Here is a 15372-nt window from a genome sequence, read left to right on the forward strand (position 1 = left end):
AGGGGACTAGGAAGCCTTCCGTGCAGAGGCGAGGGCGCCTTCGACGTCGGCCAGGAGTTCCTTCCAGCTGGCCACAAACTTGTCCAGGCCTTCGGATTCGAGGATGGCGACGACGTCGTTGTAGGAGACGCCGAGCTTTTCCAGTGCGTCAAGGGTGTTGTTGGCCTCGGCGTAGGTGCCCGTGATGGTGTCGCCCTTGACCTCGCCGTGGTCGAAGGTGGCGTCCAGGGTCTTTTCCGGCATGGTGTTCACAACACCGGCGGCCACCAGTTCGGTGACGTAAAGGGTGTCCGGGTAAGCCGGGTCCTTCACGCCGGTGGAGGCCCAGAGCGGACGCTGGGGGAGGGCGCCGGCTTCGGCGAGCAGGGCCCAGCGCTCGGTGGCGAACAGCTCTTCGTAGACCTGGTAGGCGAGGCGGGCGTTGGCGACGCCGGCCTTGCCCTTGAGGGCCTTGGCTTCGTCGGTGCCGATGGCGTCAAGGCGCTTGTCGATCTCGGTGTCCACGCGGGAGACGAAGAATGATGCCACGGAGTGGATCTTGGAGAGGTCGTGGCCGTTTTCCTTGGCCTGTTCCAGGCCGGTCTGGAAGGCGTTGATGACGGCGCGGTAGCGCTCCAGGGAGAAGATCAGGGTCACGTTTACGCTGATGCCTTCGGCCAGGGTGGCGGTGATCGCCTCGAGGCCTTCGAGCGTGGCCGGGATTTTGATCAGGACGTTGTCCTTGTTGACCTTCTTGTACAGGTGCTTGGCTTCGGCGATGGTGCCGGCGGTATCCCAGGCGAGGCGGGGATCCACTTCGATGGAGACACGGCCGTCGACACCGTTGGTGGCTGCTGCCACCGGTGCGAAGAGGTCGCAGGCGTCGGCGACGTCGGTGGTGGTGATTTCGAAGATGGTGTCTTCGATGGACGCGCCTGCCGCGGCCTGCGCGGCAATGGTGGCGTCGTAGTCGGTGCCGGTGGTGATGGCGGCGTGGAAGATGGAGGGGTTGGTGGTTACACCAACCACGTTCTTCTCTTCGATGAGCTTGCGCAGGGTGCCGGTTTCCAGGCGTCCGCGGGAAAGGTCATCAAGCCAGATGGAAACTCCGGCGTCGGAGAGCTGCTGGGTGGGAGTAGTCATTGTCTTTTTCTCCTGAAATCGTTTGTTAGGCCTGCAGGCCGGCGAGGGAGTCCTTGGCAGCGGCAGCTACTGCTTCTGCCGTGATGCCGAACTCCTGGAAGAGGCGCTTGTAGTCAGCGGAAGCGCCGTAGTGCTCGAGGCTGATGGAACGGCCGGCGTCGCCGACGAATTCCTTCCAGCCCAGGGCAAGTCCTGCTTCGACGGAGACACGGGCCTTGACCGCGGACGGGAGGACCGATTCGCGGTAGGCAGCGTCCTGCTTGGTGAACCACTCCACGCACGGCATGGACACAACCCGGGTGGCGATGCCTTCGGCCTGCAGTGCTTCACGGGCCTTGACGGCCAGCTGGACCTCGGAGCCGGTGCCGATCAGGATCACGTCGGCCGGGACGGTGGCGCCGTCCTTGGAGGCCTCCGCCAGGACGTACCCGCCCTTGGCGACGCCCGCGACGGAACCGAACGTGTCGCCGTCGGCCGCTCCCTCGCCGCGTTCCCACGTGGGGATGTTCTGGCGGGTCAGGACGATGCCGGCCGGGTTGGCGTGGTTTTCGAGCATGGTCTTCCAGGCAACGGCAACTTCGTTGGCGTCACCGGGGCGGACCACGTCCAGGCCCACGATGGCGCGCAGCGAGGCGAGCTGCTCCACCGGCTGGTGGGTGGGGCCGTCTTCGCCCAGGCCGATGGAGTCGTGCGTCCAGACGTACAGGGACGGGACACCCATCAGTGCACCGAGGCGGATGGCGGGGCGCTGGTAGTCGCTGAAGATCAGGAACGTGCCGGAGAACGCCCGGGTCCGGCCGTGCAGGCTGATGCCGTTCACGATCGACGCGGCGGCGTGCTCGCGGATGCCGAAGTGCAGGACACGGCCGTAGGGGTTGCCCTTCCACGCATCCGTCTGCTTGGAAGCGGGAACGAACGACGGTGAGCCTTCGATGGTGGTGTTGTTCGACTCGGCGAGGTCGGCAGAGCCGCCCCAGAGCTCGGGCAGGACCGGGCCGAGGGCGTTCAGGACCTTGCCCGATGCGGCGCGGGTGGAGACGTCCTTGCCGGCGGGGAAGACCGGAAGGGCCGCGTCAACATCATTGGGCAGTTCCTTGGCCTCGATGCGCTGCAGCAGGGCCGCGCCCTCGGGGTTGGCTGCCTGCCAGGCGTTGAAGGACTCTTCCCATTCCTTGCGGGCAGCAGCTCCCCGGTCCACCACGGAGCGGGCGTGGGCCAGGACGTCCTGGTCCACCTCGAAGGACTTGGCCGGATCGAAGCCCAGGACTTCCTTCAACGCTGCAACTTCCTCGGCACCAAGTGCGGAACCGTGGATCTTGCCGGTGTTCTGCTTCTTCGGGGCAGGGTAGCCGATGATGGTGCGCAGCGACACGATGGACGGCTTGGACGTCTCGGCCTTGGCAGCAAGCAGCGCGGAGTAGAGCTCCTGCACGTCTTCCTTGTATTCGCCGGTCTTGGTCCAGTCCACGCGCTGGACGTGCCAGCCGTAGGCCTCGTAGCGCTTCAGGACATCCTCGGTGAACGCGATGTCGGTGTCGTCCTCGATGGAGATGTGGTTCTCGTCGTACACAACAACGAGGTTGCCCAGTTCCTGGTGGCCGGCCAGCGAGGAAGCCTCGGCCGTGACGCCTTCCTGCAGGTCGCCGTCGGACGCGATGACCCAGATGGTGTGGTCGAAGGGGCTGGTGCCCGGCGCGGCGTCGGCGTCGAACAGGCCACGCTGGCGGCGCTGGGAGTAAGCGAACCCCACGGAGGAGGCCAGGCCCTGGCCCAGCGGGCCGGTGGTGATCTCCACACCCGCGGTGTGCTTGTACTCAGGGTGGCCCGGGGTCAGCGAACCCCAGGTCCGCAGCGCCTGCAGGTCCTTCAGCTCCAGGCCGTAACCGGAAAGAAACAGCTGGATGTACAGCGTCAGTGACGTGTGGCCGGGGGACAGGATGAACCGGTCACGGCCCAGCCACTCCGGGTTGCGGGGATCATGGCGCATCAGCTTCTGGAAAAGAAGGTACGCAGCTGGCGCCAGGCTCATGGCCGTTCCGGGGTGGCCGTTGCCCACCTTCTCCACGGCGTCCGCAGCCAGCACGCGGATAGTATCCACGGCGCGCTGGTCCAAGCTGGTCCATGACAGTTCTTGCTCTTCCAAATGTGGCACGAAAACCGGGCCCCTCTCTGTGCTGATGGCAGGCGGCACACCGGATCCGTTTAAAGGCACGCTGTGTGGCGCCCGCTGCGGTGTGTACCAGCCGTTCACCATCGAAACGTTGATCTCTCACTCAGCCACTGGCCAGCCCGGGAATGCGTTTTCCACCGCTTCCTTGCTGCGTGCTGATCTGGTGACAGCTTAGCTCCATTCCATTCTCCGGGCGGCGCAAATCTCACGTTTTGGACGCAATTTCCCCTTTTATGAATCAGCCTGAAGTGAGGTTGAGTTAATCTGCTCGAATCGGTGTTCGAGCGATCATGTGCGCATATCGGGCGGCCGGAAGGGGGGTGGCGGCGCGGTATGATATTCGGAGGCCAATGCCGGGCAGCGGACCTTTCCAGCCGTCCGTAGCTGCACCGCCAGACACAACTGCCACACAGAACGGGTGACTGCCACCGTGAGCACAACAGATACGCCGCTGAACGCATCCCGGGCATCAGGTGCCGGGTTTGCCCGTAAAGCCAAGGCGTATCTCGCCCTCACCAAACCCCGCGTGATCGAGCTGCTGCTGGTCAGCACGCTGCCCACCATGATTTATGCGGAGCGTGGCTTTCCTTCGATCGGACTGATCCTCGCCACCCTGGTTGGCGGCGCGTTCGCGGCCGGCAGTGCCGGGGCGTTCAACTGCTACATCGACCGCGACATCGACAAACTGATGCACCGCACGGAGAACCGTCCCCTGGTCACGGGGGAGGTCACCCCGCGTGAGGCGCTGGTCTTTTCCTGGCTCCTGGGTGCTGCCGCCATCGCCATCCTGTGGTTCGGCGCTAACCCTTTGTCCGCCTGGCTGGGGCTGGGCGCCATCTTCTTCTACGTGGTGATCTACACGATCATCCTTAAGCGCCGCACGGCACAGAACATTGTGTGGGGCGGTGCGGCCGGCTGCTTCCCGGTGCTGATCGCCTGGGCAGCCGTCACCAACACCGTGGAATGGCCCGCGGTCATCCTCTTTATGGTGATCTTCCTGTGGACCCCGCCGCACTACTGGCCGCTGTCCATGCGCTACGGCGAGGACTACCGCAACGCCAACGTGCCCATGCTCGGTGCCATCGCCGGCGCCAAGGTGGTGTCGGTGCAGGTGGTCCTGTACGCCTGGGCCATGGTGGTGTGCTCGCTGCTGATGGTACCGGCCGGCGGGGCGGGCTGGGTCTACACCGCCACGGCTGTGGTGGCCGGCGCCTGGTTCCTCTACGAGTCGCATTCCCTGTACAACCGGGCACAGCGCGAGGACATCTCCGACAAGCGGGCCATGAAGGTGTTCCACGGCTCCATCAGCTACCTCACTCTGCTGTTCATCGCCCTGGCTGTCGACCCGTTTATCGGCCCGGCCGTCATGGCTGGCTAGCTTCAGTTCCGCCACTCCACCCGCAACGCTCTTTCACCTTCCGCTGGTTTTCCGCGGACGCTCTCTCACCACAGCCCTGATTCCGGGGCGGTGAACGGGACATGCCTGGTTGCCCAGCTGCCCGGGGGTAGGTCATTTGAGCTTTCGGCCTATCTTTCCGGGTAATCCTCAATCTGCCTTCGTCGACGCGGAGTAGAGCAAGAGGTCTATGGAGTCGCCGCGGTAGCAGCCCGTCAGTACCTTTGAGTGTGAATCCCAGCGGTATTGGCGGCCTTTTGCAGTGCTGAGGAGAGCATGTTCTGTGTGAATCGCCTAAGCCCGTCCAGAGTTGCGATGACGAGGGTGCCACCCCAATTAGTGCGTCCAAAGCCTGATCGAATTGGGGCCGTGAAGCCCGCGCTCCGGACACGGCGTGGTCAATGTAAGGTCATCGCGTAGGACGCCTGCGGTAAGAAGGTCTGCCTGTTGCCGGTCGCGTCAAAACACGTGCGTAGCCAATCAGCTTTTTTCATGGGCTGCTCCGATGTGTCACATAACTAATGGATGATTGGCGTTCGTGTCCGCGTCCAAACTCCTCGTGCCTCCTGCGTTTCGAGGCACTGACGCTATGAGACACCCAAGGTGGGGTCAGAGAAGGAGTCGGCGCCCGCGGGCGGTATCGCGTATCGCATCAGCTGGTCATTTGTGGGAGCTTGAACACGATCGAGTCGAAGACGGCGCGTGCCTCTCTTGTCAGCTCCGGATTGATCGATTCGTGGAATTGGACCACCCAGAACATAGCGCGTTCGCCGTTCAGGTGGACTACCCGATAGGTTTCGCGCTCAGCGGTGCTCGAGTACCAGCGTCCGCATTCGTTTGAGATTGATGAGTGGATGCAAAACTTGTCGCGGTCGCAGGCTTTGAAGTCCACGTCACCCTCCACGGAGTGGTCGAACTCGACGCCGGAGTAATCGCCCACCATAACCTCGACGGGAGGGGTACTGGCCGTTGACGTCTGCGCCGTCATCGCGTCGACGAACGCATTAGCCGACGGATCGAGCTTGACGAGCGCGCCCTCCCACGCGCATGCGTCCCTCGGCACATAGAGCGCGGGCCACCAACCCACGAAGACCCCATAATCATCCGGGTGATCCGGGTCGTCCTTAAACAGGCCATCGTCACTCCTCCAGCCGTCTGGGACGGTGATCTCGAAATTCTCTTGGAAGCTGGTGACGAGGTATGTACCGGGGTCGATGTCGCCTTCCGGCAGCGGTGGGACCGGCGGGACCGTGGGCGCCGGTGGGGCCGTGCGGGCCTCCGTAGTTGCTGCGGGGGATGGCGCTTCGGCGGGGGTGCACGCCGAGAGGCTTACGCACGCCAGCATTGCGATGGCGACGCCGATCGGGTGTGCGCTCCCGGCATGAGTGGGGCGGGAGCGCCGGTTTGAAGTCCACAGCCCGAGAAGCCAGACGGACAAGACTAATGTCATGGCGATGAAATGGCGTAGCAGCACACGCATGGAGGCCTCCAAAGGCAACCCTTATGCTGCGGACGTTACGCCCAGCCAACACTGACCGCAAGGGCACGCCAGAAGCAAATGCCCCCCATTTTGGACAACGGGAACGGATGGTGAGTCCCGCCGCCGGGCGACTGTGGCCATCACCGCTGGTTCGCTAAAGCCTCAGCCCCCGTGTGCCTGAAAAGGCGCTCTCCGGGCTGTTGGTGAGCTGTCCTGCAAAGGTGCACATCCCGAGTGAATTGGGCGTTCCGTACTTCATCGGATCGAGCATCCTCGCTGCCGGTGCGGCCTGGTACGTCGCCAAGCAGCCCCTACAAGCTTGGGACAGGTACCCACCGGCAGGCTAAATGCGGCTACTCGGTGCGCAAGGCTCGTAGGTGCCTTGTAAGGGCGCCATCCAAAACCCTCTCGTCTCAAACACAAGGGTTATGAGACGGCAAGGTATCCCAATTGAGAGACGCTCACCCGGAGACTAATCGGACAGGTCATGCGGGCTTCCGGTCGCCCAGGCTACACGAAGGCGAAAACTAGAGGCGCTGCACACCTCCCATCGACCGGCTGACGGGACGATGTACGGGTGGGCGTCTTACGGGATGTCCAAAACCTTGATGTTCTAGTGTTGTCGCTGGTTGTCACGTGCATCGAGAATTTGCTGCCGCCACATCCAGGCGCAAACAGCACATGTGAAGAACCCTGATATGGCCGCCATATGCGTCCAGATATTGAAGTCGCCGGCACTGGAGGAAACGATGGCAAGCCCAAGTTCAGCCACCCCTAGAAGGGCCAAAAGAATTGTGAGCCGGGGATACAGCCAATTCATTGCGGGAGGTACTCGATGCACCGACTTTTTTGAGGCTTCTTCCTGAGTGCCCATAATCCGAGCCTACGCCCCCGGCAAAGATGCCAACGAGAACCCGTAAGGGTTTCCCTCGCCTAAAGGTCGATGCTGACATATGCCCTTCGTTGACCTTGGCGGCTTATTCGTGGAGTGTTTGCTCCATGAGCAGGGGGACGCGAATCGCATTGTCATTGCTAGTTTCCGGGTTAGTGATCGCAGGAGTTGTTACCGGCGTGAGGTTATGGAGCGTCCATCAACAGACGTCGGACTGGGTCCTTTCACCAAAGGAAGTCTCTTCCAAAGTGCAATTCGCTGGACGTGAATATAACTGTGGTCCCGATCCGAGGCCTGCCGAGCACGATACGAAGGAGCTGACCTCCCAAGCTAGGACAGCAGGAGGGGCCGAGATATTTGCGCAGCCGCCTTCTACTGAAGCCAGAGTCTTCATCGTCGTACAAACCAGTGAGAAGGCTTTCGGCTGCGGCCTGATGGGTGGACCTTAGGGGCGTGTCTCCTTATTGTCGGAGCCAGATCAGGACTGAGTAGAGCGCTACTGCTAAGTTCCCTACGAAGACTGACGAGTATATTCCCCTCGCCCTGACTTGGTGTCTCGAAACCCTGGCGCCTCGAAACCTTAGAGTTACGAGACGGCAAGGTGCCAGTCGAAAAACCCTCACCGGAAGGCTAATCGGACAGCTTATCCGGGCTTCCGGGCGCCAGGGCCACACGAAGGCGAGAACCCGAGGCACTGCACCCCTTCCATCGACCGGCTACCGGGACCACGTGCGGGCAGTCCTCTTCCGAGCCGGCCACCAGGAGCAGGGGCTTCTCTCACGTGGCGTTGCGGCCGTCACCCTGTATTCTGCGCCTAGATCTGCCGCAAATCCGAGGACGTATTGAGCTTTAGAATTTGCCGGACAGCCGATCAGATACTGGGGGAAAATTGCTTAGTCGTACCATCAGCGCCTCTTTGCTCATACTCACGGCCACAGTGGCATTCCTCGCGCAAGGAATGTAGCCAAAGAATGTCGACAGCGCAGATCCTAAACATCTCCATCACCGTATTCACTACGTTGTCCATTGCCGGGGTTGCCTGGTGGGCACGCAAGCACCCCAACCGGTCCAAGGAGTATCCGGAGCAGGTCCGTATGCCGAAGGTGCTGTTGATCTTTGGCTGGCTCTGCGTGTCCGTAGGGCTCCTCATGGGCCTGTTCACCTTTACTACAGCCCGGGCACCTCTGGGTGCCCGTATAGCTTCGGTGGCGATTCTCTTAGGCGGGATGGCATTCGTCACGATGTACCGCAACTTTTACGTGGCTCCGCGCGCCTATGAAGTTGCCTTTCGCAGCGTGCTCGGCAAGGAACACTTGATTGCCTATAACGACATCGTGCACTACAGCGTAGGGACGTTGAGAGGTCAGCAGTTCCTGACAGTGAAATCCGTTCACGGTGTCAAGCTAAGCCTGAACATGAGTGCTTACGACATGACTCCATTGCTGCGGGCTATTGATTTCCGCGAGGTGACAGGCCGCTGGCCTGTAAGACCGGAGGTCGCTGTGCACGACATGTAACGCATGAAATTGACCATGGCGACGAGGACAGGGGGCCCAACAACTTAGCGTCCTCGTGAATGGGAAAAGTCCTTCGAACCCATGGAGTTTCCCTCCGGCTCAGGGTTCCACCATCGGGTCTCGTCGCAGGACGCTACCGACATGTCGCGGGCTGGAAGTAGTGACCGCTGAGCCACGACGCAACCTCGTTGCCGAGCTCGGCGCCCTGTACGGCGGCGGTGCGGAAGTGGATGCCGCCCCAGACGCGAGAATCCATGACCTCCTGTACCGCCGCGGAGAATCCGTCGAAGTGCCGCGGCTCGCCCGGGAAGCGACCGGAGTTCACGTCGAAGGCGACCTCGTCCGTGCCGAAGAACTCCTGCGCCGCGTAGAGAGTGGCGCCGCTGACGCAGCCATGACCGGACGGGTGCTCGGGGAACGGCGGTGTGCCGAGCGGCGGGACGGTCACTGTCGATGGATCGAAGAGCGGTTTCCATGTCGGATCGGCTGCCGTCTCCGGATTGCCGTCGGTGTCGGCTTCGCGGATCGCCGCCATCGGCCGCCAGAAGTTCCAGTAGTACCTGTCGTTCCAGCAAGCGACCGCGCCATCAGCGGCGGCGAGGTTGGTCATCGCGAAGAGCCGAGCCGCGTCGGGCAGGTCGAGTCCGTGCTTCACGGCGAGGCTGCGGAACACGCCGTTCCAGAGTGCTACCGGCGCGGTTTGCCAGAAGATGGCAGCAGTGGTCTGGTCGTCGGTTCGAGTGGTACTCGCGAGCGCACCGATCTCCTTGACCTCGTTGAAGTCCGCTGTGTACCCGGCACTCCTCAGCGGGTTGGGACCCTCCGAGCGGAATTGGTCGGGACTCTCGATGATGAACGGTTTGAGATTGGCCACCCAGGCGTCCGGATCGCGCGCATCGGGTGTGACAGGCCGCCAATCGCCGGGATTAGGTCCGATGTCGAACTCGAACGGAACCATGAACCCGTCATTGGTGCGGGCGAGGATCATCGCCGCCGCGGCGGCCTCACCGGCGGCGACGCCTTCATCCTTGTTCGGGCCGTCGGCGACGCCCGCGAGCGTTGCTGCGTACGCAGCATCGAGGCCAGCTACTTTGTCCGACGGGACAAGAGTGACGAGCACGTGGTGTGCGGCTGTCGAAATCGCCGCATCAAACGATGCCTCCGTCCCGACGCCGACCGAGTCGCCGTCGAGCAGATACGGCTGGTACCCGCGGTCGATGGCGTTCACTGCGTCGTACACCGCGCCTTGAACCATCGCCATGCCGCGGAGCTGGCCGTGAGCCGTGGGACGCAATGGGATGACGTGGTCTTGCGCGATGCTGCTCCACTCGATGAGGACGTCCGTGTTCGGCGGCGCCGCGTTCCGAGCGTTCGAGGCGCCGGCGCTCGACACTCCCGTTAGAACGAGTGCGGCGGTCAGTGCCGGGATCAAGCAGAGTGCCCACCGTCGGCCCGGACCGTTCCTCGAAGTCAGCGATGGTCGCCCGTGATGATCGCAAGCGTTGCTCTTCGTCATGTCGTCGGTCCTTCAATCATCGGAGCCATGTTCAAGCGAACCCGACGGAGTCGACATCTCAGTGGTGCCCGACACCGGCGGCAGGCGACCGCCCGGGGTCAGCGCAATGCGCAGTCGGTGCGGTTACTCCAAGAGTGTCCCTCTGCCAACGCGTTGTCCAGTGGAACGTGTTCGGCAGCCTGGGAGGTCGTGGGTGTCGGCAGCCCAAGCATGTGCTGCCGGCACCCCGATGTAGGAGCTTTACCCGTCGATGAGCTCCTTTACCGGCCCTTCGTGCAGGGCAAGGTAGACATCGTCGCGGATCTGGTTGGCCTGGAGATCTGTCATCGTCCTGGTAAGAGGGCGCAGCACGAGCCGTATCAGCGCGTTGGCCTGTCCTTCACGGATCTTGAGCCGCTCCTGGGCTGGCACCGGAAGTTCCAACCACGATTGAGATGTCCCGCCGAATGGGTGGCATTTGGGAGACCGGCTGCCATGGCGTCAGGTCCAACATTTGGTGTTCAACGCGCTTATCCGTAGAGCGGAGCAACCTGATGTCGGGGATGCCCTTTCGCAGCATCAGGGCGCGCTCCAAACCCATGCCAAGGGCGAGCCCGCATCACTTGGTGGGATCCAGTCCAGCTTGTGAGAACAAGTGCCCGGCCATAAGACCGCATTCGGCAAGTTCGAGCCATTCCCCGTCCATGAGAACATCAACCTGTAAGCCCTGCTCCGTATAGGGGTGGACGGCAGGGACTGCGTGCCACTGGGCACCGGGAAGAACCGCTTGAACCAAGGACGCGATCATGTCTTGAAGGTCAACGGCGCCCAGGTTTGCCCGCGAACTGACGCGCCACAGGTCTACCTGGTGCGGCGTTCCCACATGGGTGCGGTCTATGGAATCGCGCCGGTAGACCAGGCCCGGGATTACCCAGAGCTCGTCCGTCGATTCCGCGGGGTCCAGGGCTCGGAGCAACGACGGGATGGAGGCGGAGGTGTGACTGCGCAGCATGACCGTCGGATAGATGTAGCGGGAGTACCTTTGATCCCGCGTCACGTCTGATGCCTTGAAGCCGAGGTGGCCGTAGTTGTCGACCACGCCGACCAGGGGGCTGTGGCGGACGATCCGTTCCGGCACTTCCCATCTGCTGCAGAGCGCATTTGTGACACTTTGTAGGAGCACCTGCAGTGCATGGGTTTACCTCCGTCAACCGCTGGTCTGTACAACGAAGACCGCCTCACGGGAGACTGACGCCATGCGTAACCTGACCTATGGCATGAACGTGAGCGTGGACGGCTACATCGCCGCGCCCGGCGACGACCTCGGCTGGAGCGTCCCGGGCGACGAGCTGTTCCAATGGTGGTCCGACCGGGTGGGGGCGACGGGCCTGGCGCTGTACGGGCGCAAACTATGGGAGACGATGAGCTCCCACTGGCCGACCGCGGACCAGCAACCCGGCGCCACACCGGCGCACATCGAGTATGCCCGCCGCTGGCGGGACATGCCGAAAATAGTGTTCTCCTCGACGGCCCGCACGGTCGACTGGAACACCCGCCTGGTCACCAGTGACGCGGTCACCGAGATTACACGGCTCAAGGCCGATGACGGCGGCACAATGGACATCGCCGGTGCCACACTCGCCGCAGCGGCCATGCGGGCCGGGCTGATCGACCAATATTTGATCGTCACCCACCCGGTTCTGGTAGGCGGCGGCACACCGTTCTTCACCGCCCTGGACAACTGGGTGAACCTGAGCCTGGTGGAGACCCGGACGTTTCCCGATGGTGTGGTCCTGACCAGGTACGAGACCAGGCGCTGAGTGCCCGGCATTGGATCAGAGCGGGCTTCGGGCCACAAGAAGGACCGAGCAGCCGTGAGCCGAGACCTTACGTAGGCATGGGCCCGCGTTGTAATGTGACGGCGTGATCGTCCCCAATATTTCCCAAACCGCAGTGGCGGTCGCGGATCACTACGACGAACTCGATCCGATATATCGCCGGGTGTGGGGTGAGCATGTCCATCACGGTCTATGGGTGACAGGTCATGAGACGCCCGCCGAGGCCGTCGAGGCCCTGGTTGAGACGGTCGCCGACCGGCTGCGCCTTGTGCCCGGCGAGGCCTGCGTCGACATCGGCTGCGGCTATGGCTCCACCGCAAGGCAGCTCGCAAGTTCACGCAGCGTTCGCGTTACCGGCTTCACGCTTTCTGCTGAGCAGGCCCACTACGGCGCCGCGCATCCCGTACCTGACGTGGACATCCAACTCCGCGACTGGCTCGCCAACGGGCTGAACGATGCCTCGGCCAATGCCGCGTGGGCGATCGAGTCAAGCGAGCACATGGTGGACAAGCCCCGGTTTTTCGCCGAGGCGCATCGCGTGCTGTCGCCCGGCGGCCGCTTCGTGATCTGTGCGTGGCTCGCCGAGACCGATGCCAGCGGCTGGAAGGTTCGCCACCTGCTCGAACCGATCTGCCGCGAAGGGCGCCTGCCCTCAATGGGCACGCGCGAGGAGTACGAGGCAATGGCAACGGCGGCGGGGTTTACGATCGCCGGCTATGAGGATGTCAGCCGCCGCGTCGCGCGCACTTGGACGATCTGCGCCCTCCGGCTTCTGAAGGCCTTGCTCGTCGATCCCGAGACCCGGGGCCTCGCCTTGCGCGCACGCAACCGCATCTTCGTCCTCAGCATCCCGCGCCTGATCCTGGCCTACCGCACCGGCGCGATGCGCTATGGAATCTTCACGCTGTCAAAGGCGAGTGAGAGCGGGATGCCCCCGCGATAACCCCCGCCCATCAAGCGCATGACTAATTTGTCATATTGATCACGTTTGATGTCACCTGGCGTGACCGTCTGCTTACTCTGGGGTGGATCCTGCCCGCGAGCAAAAGGAAACCCATGGCACAGGCACACGATCCCACCACCGGAACCGCTTCAAGGAACGACCCCCCGCCGCAAGAAAAACCACAGGACCCAGGGGAGCTCCCCAGGTCCCGGCGTCCCCGGTTCCTCACGCACCTGGCCGCTGACGTCCCGGCGTCGCTCGTTGTGTTCCTCGTCGCGCTGCCCCTTTCGCTCGGCATCGCAGCGGCATCCGGCGCCCCGATCATGGCCGGACTGATCGCCGCCGCCGTCGGCGGCATCATCGCAGGCAGCCTGGGCGGATCCCCGCTCCAGGTGAGCGGACCCGCTGCCGGATTGACCGTCATCGTGGCCGGGCTGGTGCAGGAATTCGGCTGGCAGGTGACCTGCGCGATCACCGCGGCTGCCGGCGTCGTCCAGCTCCTGCTCGGCATCAGCCGCGTGGGCAGGGCCGCCCTGGCCGTCTCACCCGTGGTGGTGAAGGCGATGCTGGCCGGCATCGGCATCACCATCATGCTGCAGCAGATTCACGTCCTGCTCGGCTCCCAGCCGGCAGGCTCCGCGCTGGAGAACCTCACGGGCCTCCCCGCCGCCATCATCAACCTGGAGCTGCACGCAGCACTGCTCGGGCTCGCCGTGGTGGTGATCCTGCTGGGCTGGAAGCATCTTCCGGCTGCCGTGCGCCGGGTCCCGGGACCCCTGGCCGCCGTCGTGGCCGGGACAGCCCTGTCCGTGGCGTTCGCGCCCGCCGTGGAACGCATCTCCTTCAACGGATCAATCCTCGACGCCGTGGCGCTGCCCCAGCTACCGGAAGGCAACTGGCGTGCAATAGCCTTCGCCGTACTTTCCATGGCCCTGATCGCCAGCATCGAATCGCTGCTGTCAGCCGTCGCCGTCGACAAGATGCACAACGGCGCACGGACCAACCTGAACCGGGAACTGATGGGCCAGGGAGCGGCCAACATCGTGTCCGGCTCCCTCGGCGGACTGCCCGTCACGGGCGTCATCGTGCGCAGCGCCACCAACGTGGAGGCGGGCGCAGCCACCCGTGCCTCCGCCGTCCTGCACGGCGTCTGGGTCCTGGCCTTCTCCGCCCTCTTCGCCGGACTCATTCAGTTGATCCCGCTCGCCGTCCTGGCAGGGCTGCTCGTGGTGATCGGTGCCCGCCTGATCAAGGTGGCCGACATCAGGACCAGCCGCCGCACCGGCGACCTCCTGATCTACTCCGTGACGCTGCTCTGCGTCGTTTTCCTCAACCTGCTAGAAGGCGTCCTCATCGGCCTGGCACTGGCCGCGGCCAGCGTGCTGTGGCGCGTGCTGCGGGCCTCGGTTCAGGCACACCCGCCCGTCCCGCCGTCGGACCTGTGGCGGATCACCATCACCGGATCGTGCAGCTTCTTCGCCCTGCCGAGGCTGAACCGCGTGCTGCACTCCGTGCCGGACGGCAAGGACGTTGTGGTGGAGCTGAACGCCGACTACCTGGACCATGCCTTCCGGGAGGCCGTTGTCGCCTGGCGGAAGCAGTACCAGGCCTCCGGCGGGACCGTCTTGCTGGAGGAACACGGAAACACCCTCTTCCAGGATGCGGCCCACCAGGTGCCCAAACGCCAGGAAGCCCATGAGCTGCCGCTGCCGCCCCGTACATCGTGGCAGTCCGCAGGGGAAACGGGGGAGGACCCGCAGTCCCGGCGCTCCATCCTTGGCGGGATCAACAAGTACCACCGGCGCTTCGCGGACAAGGTGCGTCCGCTGGTGCAGGATTTGGCGGAAGGCCAGAACCCGGACACGCTGTTCGTGGCCTGCGTCGACTCGCGGGTGAACCCGAACCTGCTGACCAGCAGCGGCCCAGGTGACCTGCTCACCCTGCGGAACATCGGCAACGTGGTGTGCCATGACGGCCAGGATGCGTCCATCGACTCTGCGCTCTCGTTTGCCGTGAAGGGCCTGACGGTGGACTCCATCGTTATCTGCGGACATTCGAATTGCGGAGCCATGAAGGCCCTGATCGAGGACACCTCCGGCAGCGGGAACAAAGCCCTGGGCGCGGGATTCGATGCCTGGCTCAACCACGCCCGGCCGAGCTACCTGGAACTGCTGGCGGACCATCCGGTTGCCATCGCTGCGGCGGATGCCGGGTACAGCCGGGTGGACCAGCTGGGCATGGTCAATGTTGCCGTGCAGCTCAGCAAGCTGGAAACGCACCCAGTGGTTGGTCCGGCGCTGGCCAGTGGCGCCGTCGAAACGACCGGCCTCTTCTACGACATCGCGACGGCGCGGGTACTTCTGGTGACAACGTCCGGCATCGAGTTCCTGGATCCGGCGCAGGCCGCGGCCAAGGCCGGGGCCGGGGCAGCGGGTTCGGCGAAGGCGCCTGCTGGCTAAGCGGCAAGGCACCCAGCCGATACGGCAAGGGCCCCGGTTCCACGGAACCGGGGCCCTTGC

The 15372-nt window shown here is 63.7% G+C and carries 11 protein-coding genes and 1 pseudogene; 5 read left to right on the forward strand and 7 right to left on the reverse strand.

What is annotated here, in order from left to right:
• Positions 1-6: 6 nt before the first annotated feature.
• Together tal and tkt are read right to left on the reverse strand one after the other, a co-directional pair.
• On the reverse strand, positions 7-1122 hold the full coding sequence (gene tal / locus ACZ9BC_RS04810; protein ID WP_476244986.1) for a transaldolase: 1116 nt from the start codon (positions 1120-1122) through the stop codon (positions 7-9).
• A 25-nt stretch (positions 1123-1147) separates the two neighbouring features.
• Entirely contained in the window at positions 1148-3265 is a 2118-nt protein-coding gene (tkt, locus tag ACZ9BC_RS04815; RefSeq protein WP_476245395.1) for a transketolase, read from the reverse strand.
• A gap of 445 nt (positions 3266-3710) precedes the next feature.
• On the opposite strand from tkt, the gene ACZ9BC_RS04820 reads away from it, so the two are divergent.
• Positions 3711-4670, forward strand: coding sequence for a heme o synthase (locus ACZ9BC_RS04820; RefSeq protein ID WP_079596051.1), 960 nt, complete (start codon positions 3711-3713; stop codon positions 4668-4670).
• A 670-nt stretch (positions 4671-5340) separates the two neighbouring features.
• Here ACZ9BC_RS04820 and ACZ9BC_RS04825 read toward each other — a convergent pair.
• The gene (locus ACZ9BC_RS04825) at positions 5341-6168 is read right to left on the reverse strand and encodes a hypothetical protein (protein ID WP_476244987.1); all 828 of its coding nucleotides are present in this window, start codon (positions 6166-6168) and stop codon (positions 5341-5343) included.
• Between the two features lie 613 nt (positions 6169-6781).
• Positions 6782-7042: a hypothetical protein gene (locus tag ACZ9BC_RS04830; protein WP_476244988.1), complete on the reverse strand. Its 261-nt coding sequence runs from the start codon at positions 7040-7042 to the stop codon at positions 6782-6784.
• A 989-nt stretch (positions 7043-8031) separates the two neighbouring features.
• Between ACZ9BC_RS04830 and ACZ9BC_RS04835 the strand changes: the two genes are divergently transcribed.
• A complete protein-coding gene (locus ACZ9BC_RS04835) occupies positions 8032-8577 on the forward strand; it encodes a hypothetical protein (RefSeq protein ID WP_476244989.1) in 546 nt (181 codons plus the stop codon).
• A 133-nt stretch (positions 8578-8710) separates the two neighbouring features.
• Here the strand turns inward: ACZ9BC_RS04835 and ACZ9BC_RS04840 are convergent, their stop codons facing one another.
• The 3 genes and pseudogenes from ACZ9BC_RS04840 to srmL form a co-directional block, all read right to left on the reverse strand.
• A complete protein-coding gene (locus ACZ9BC_RS04840; protein ID WP_476244990.1) occupies positions 8711-10093 on the reverse strand; it encodes a vanadium-dependent haloperoxidase in 1383 nt (460 codons plus the stop codon).
• Positions 10094-10333: 240 nt separating this feature from the next.
• Entirely contained in the window at positions 10334-10504 is a 171-nt protein-coding gene (locus tag ACZ9BC_RS04845; RefSeq protein WP_476244991.1) for a hypothetical protein, read from the reverse strand.
• Positions 10473-11084, reverse strand: a pseudogene (gene srmL, locus ACZ9BC_RS04850) (PheS-related mystery ligase SrmL). Before srmL ends, ACZ9BC_RS04845 begins: the two are co-directional and overlap by 32 nt.
• Positions 11085-11328: 244 nt before the next feature.
• Between srmL and ACZ9BC_RS04855 the strand changes: the two are divergent.
• The 3 genes from ACZ9BC_RS04855 (at position 11329) to ACZ9BC_RS04865 (ending at position 15312) form a co-directional block, all read left to right on the forward strand.
• On the forward strand, positions 11329-11892 hold the full coding sequence (locus ACZ9BC_RS04855) for a dihydrofolate reductase family protein (protein WP_476244992.1): 564 nt from the start codon (positions 11329-11331) through the stop codon (positions 11890-11892).
• Between the two features lie 103 nt (positions 11893-11995).
• Complete coding sequence (locus ACZ9BC_RS04860; protein WP_476244993.1) at positions 11996-12853, forward strand: class I SAM-dependent methyltransferase; 858 nt, start codon at positions 11996-11998, stop codon at positions 12851-12853.
• A gap of 113 nt (positions 12854-12966) precedes the next feature.
• A complete protein-coding gene (locus ACZ9BC_RS04865; protein WP_476244994.1) occupies positions 12967-15312 on the forward strand; it encodes a SulP family inorganic anion transporter in 2346 nt (781 codons plus the stop codon).
• The last annotated feature ends 60 nt before the right edge of the window (positions 15313-15372 follow it).

The sequence above is a fragment of the Pseudarthrobacter sp. TE3704 genome (assembly GCF_056279405.1).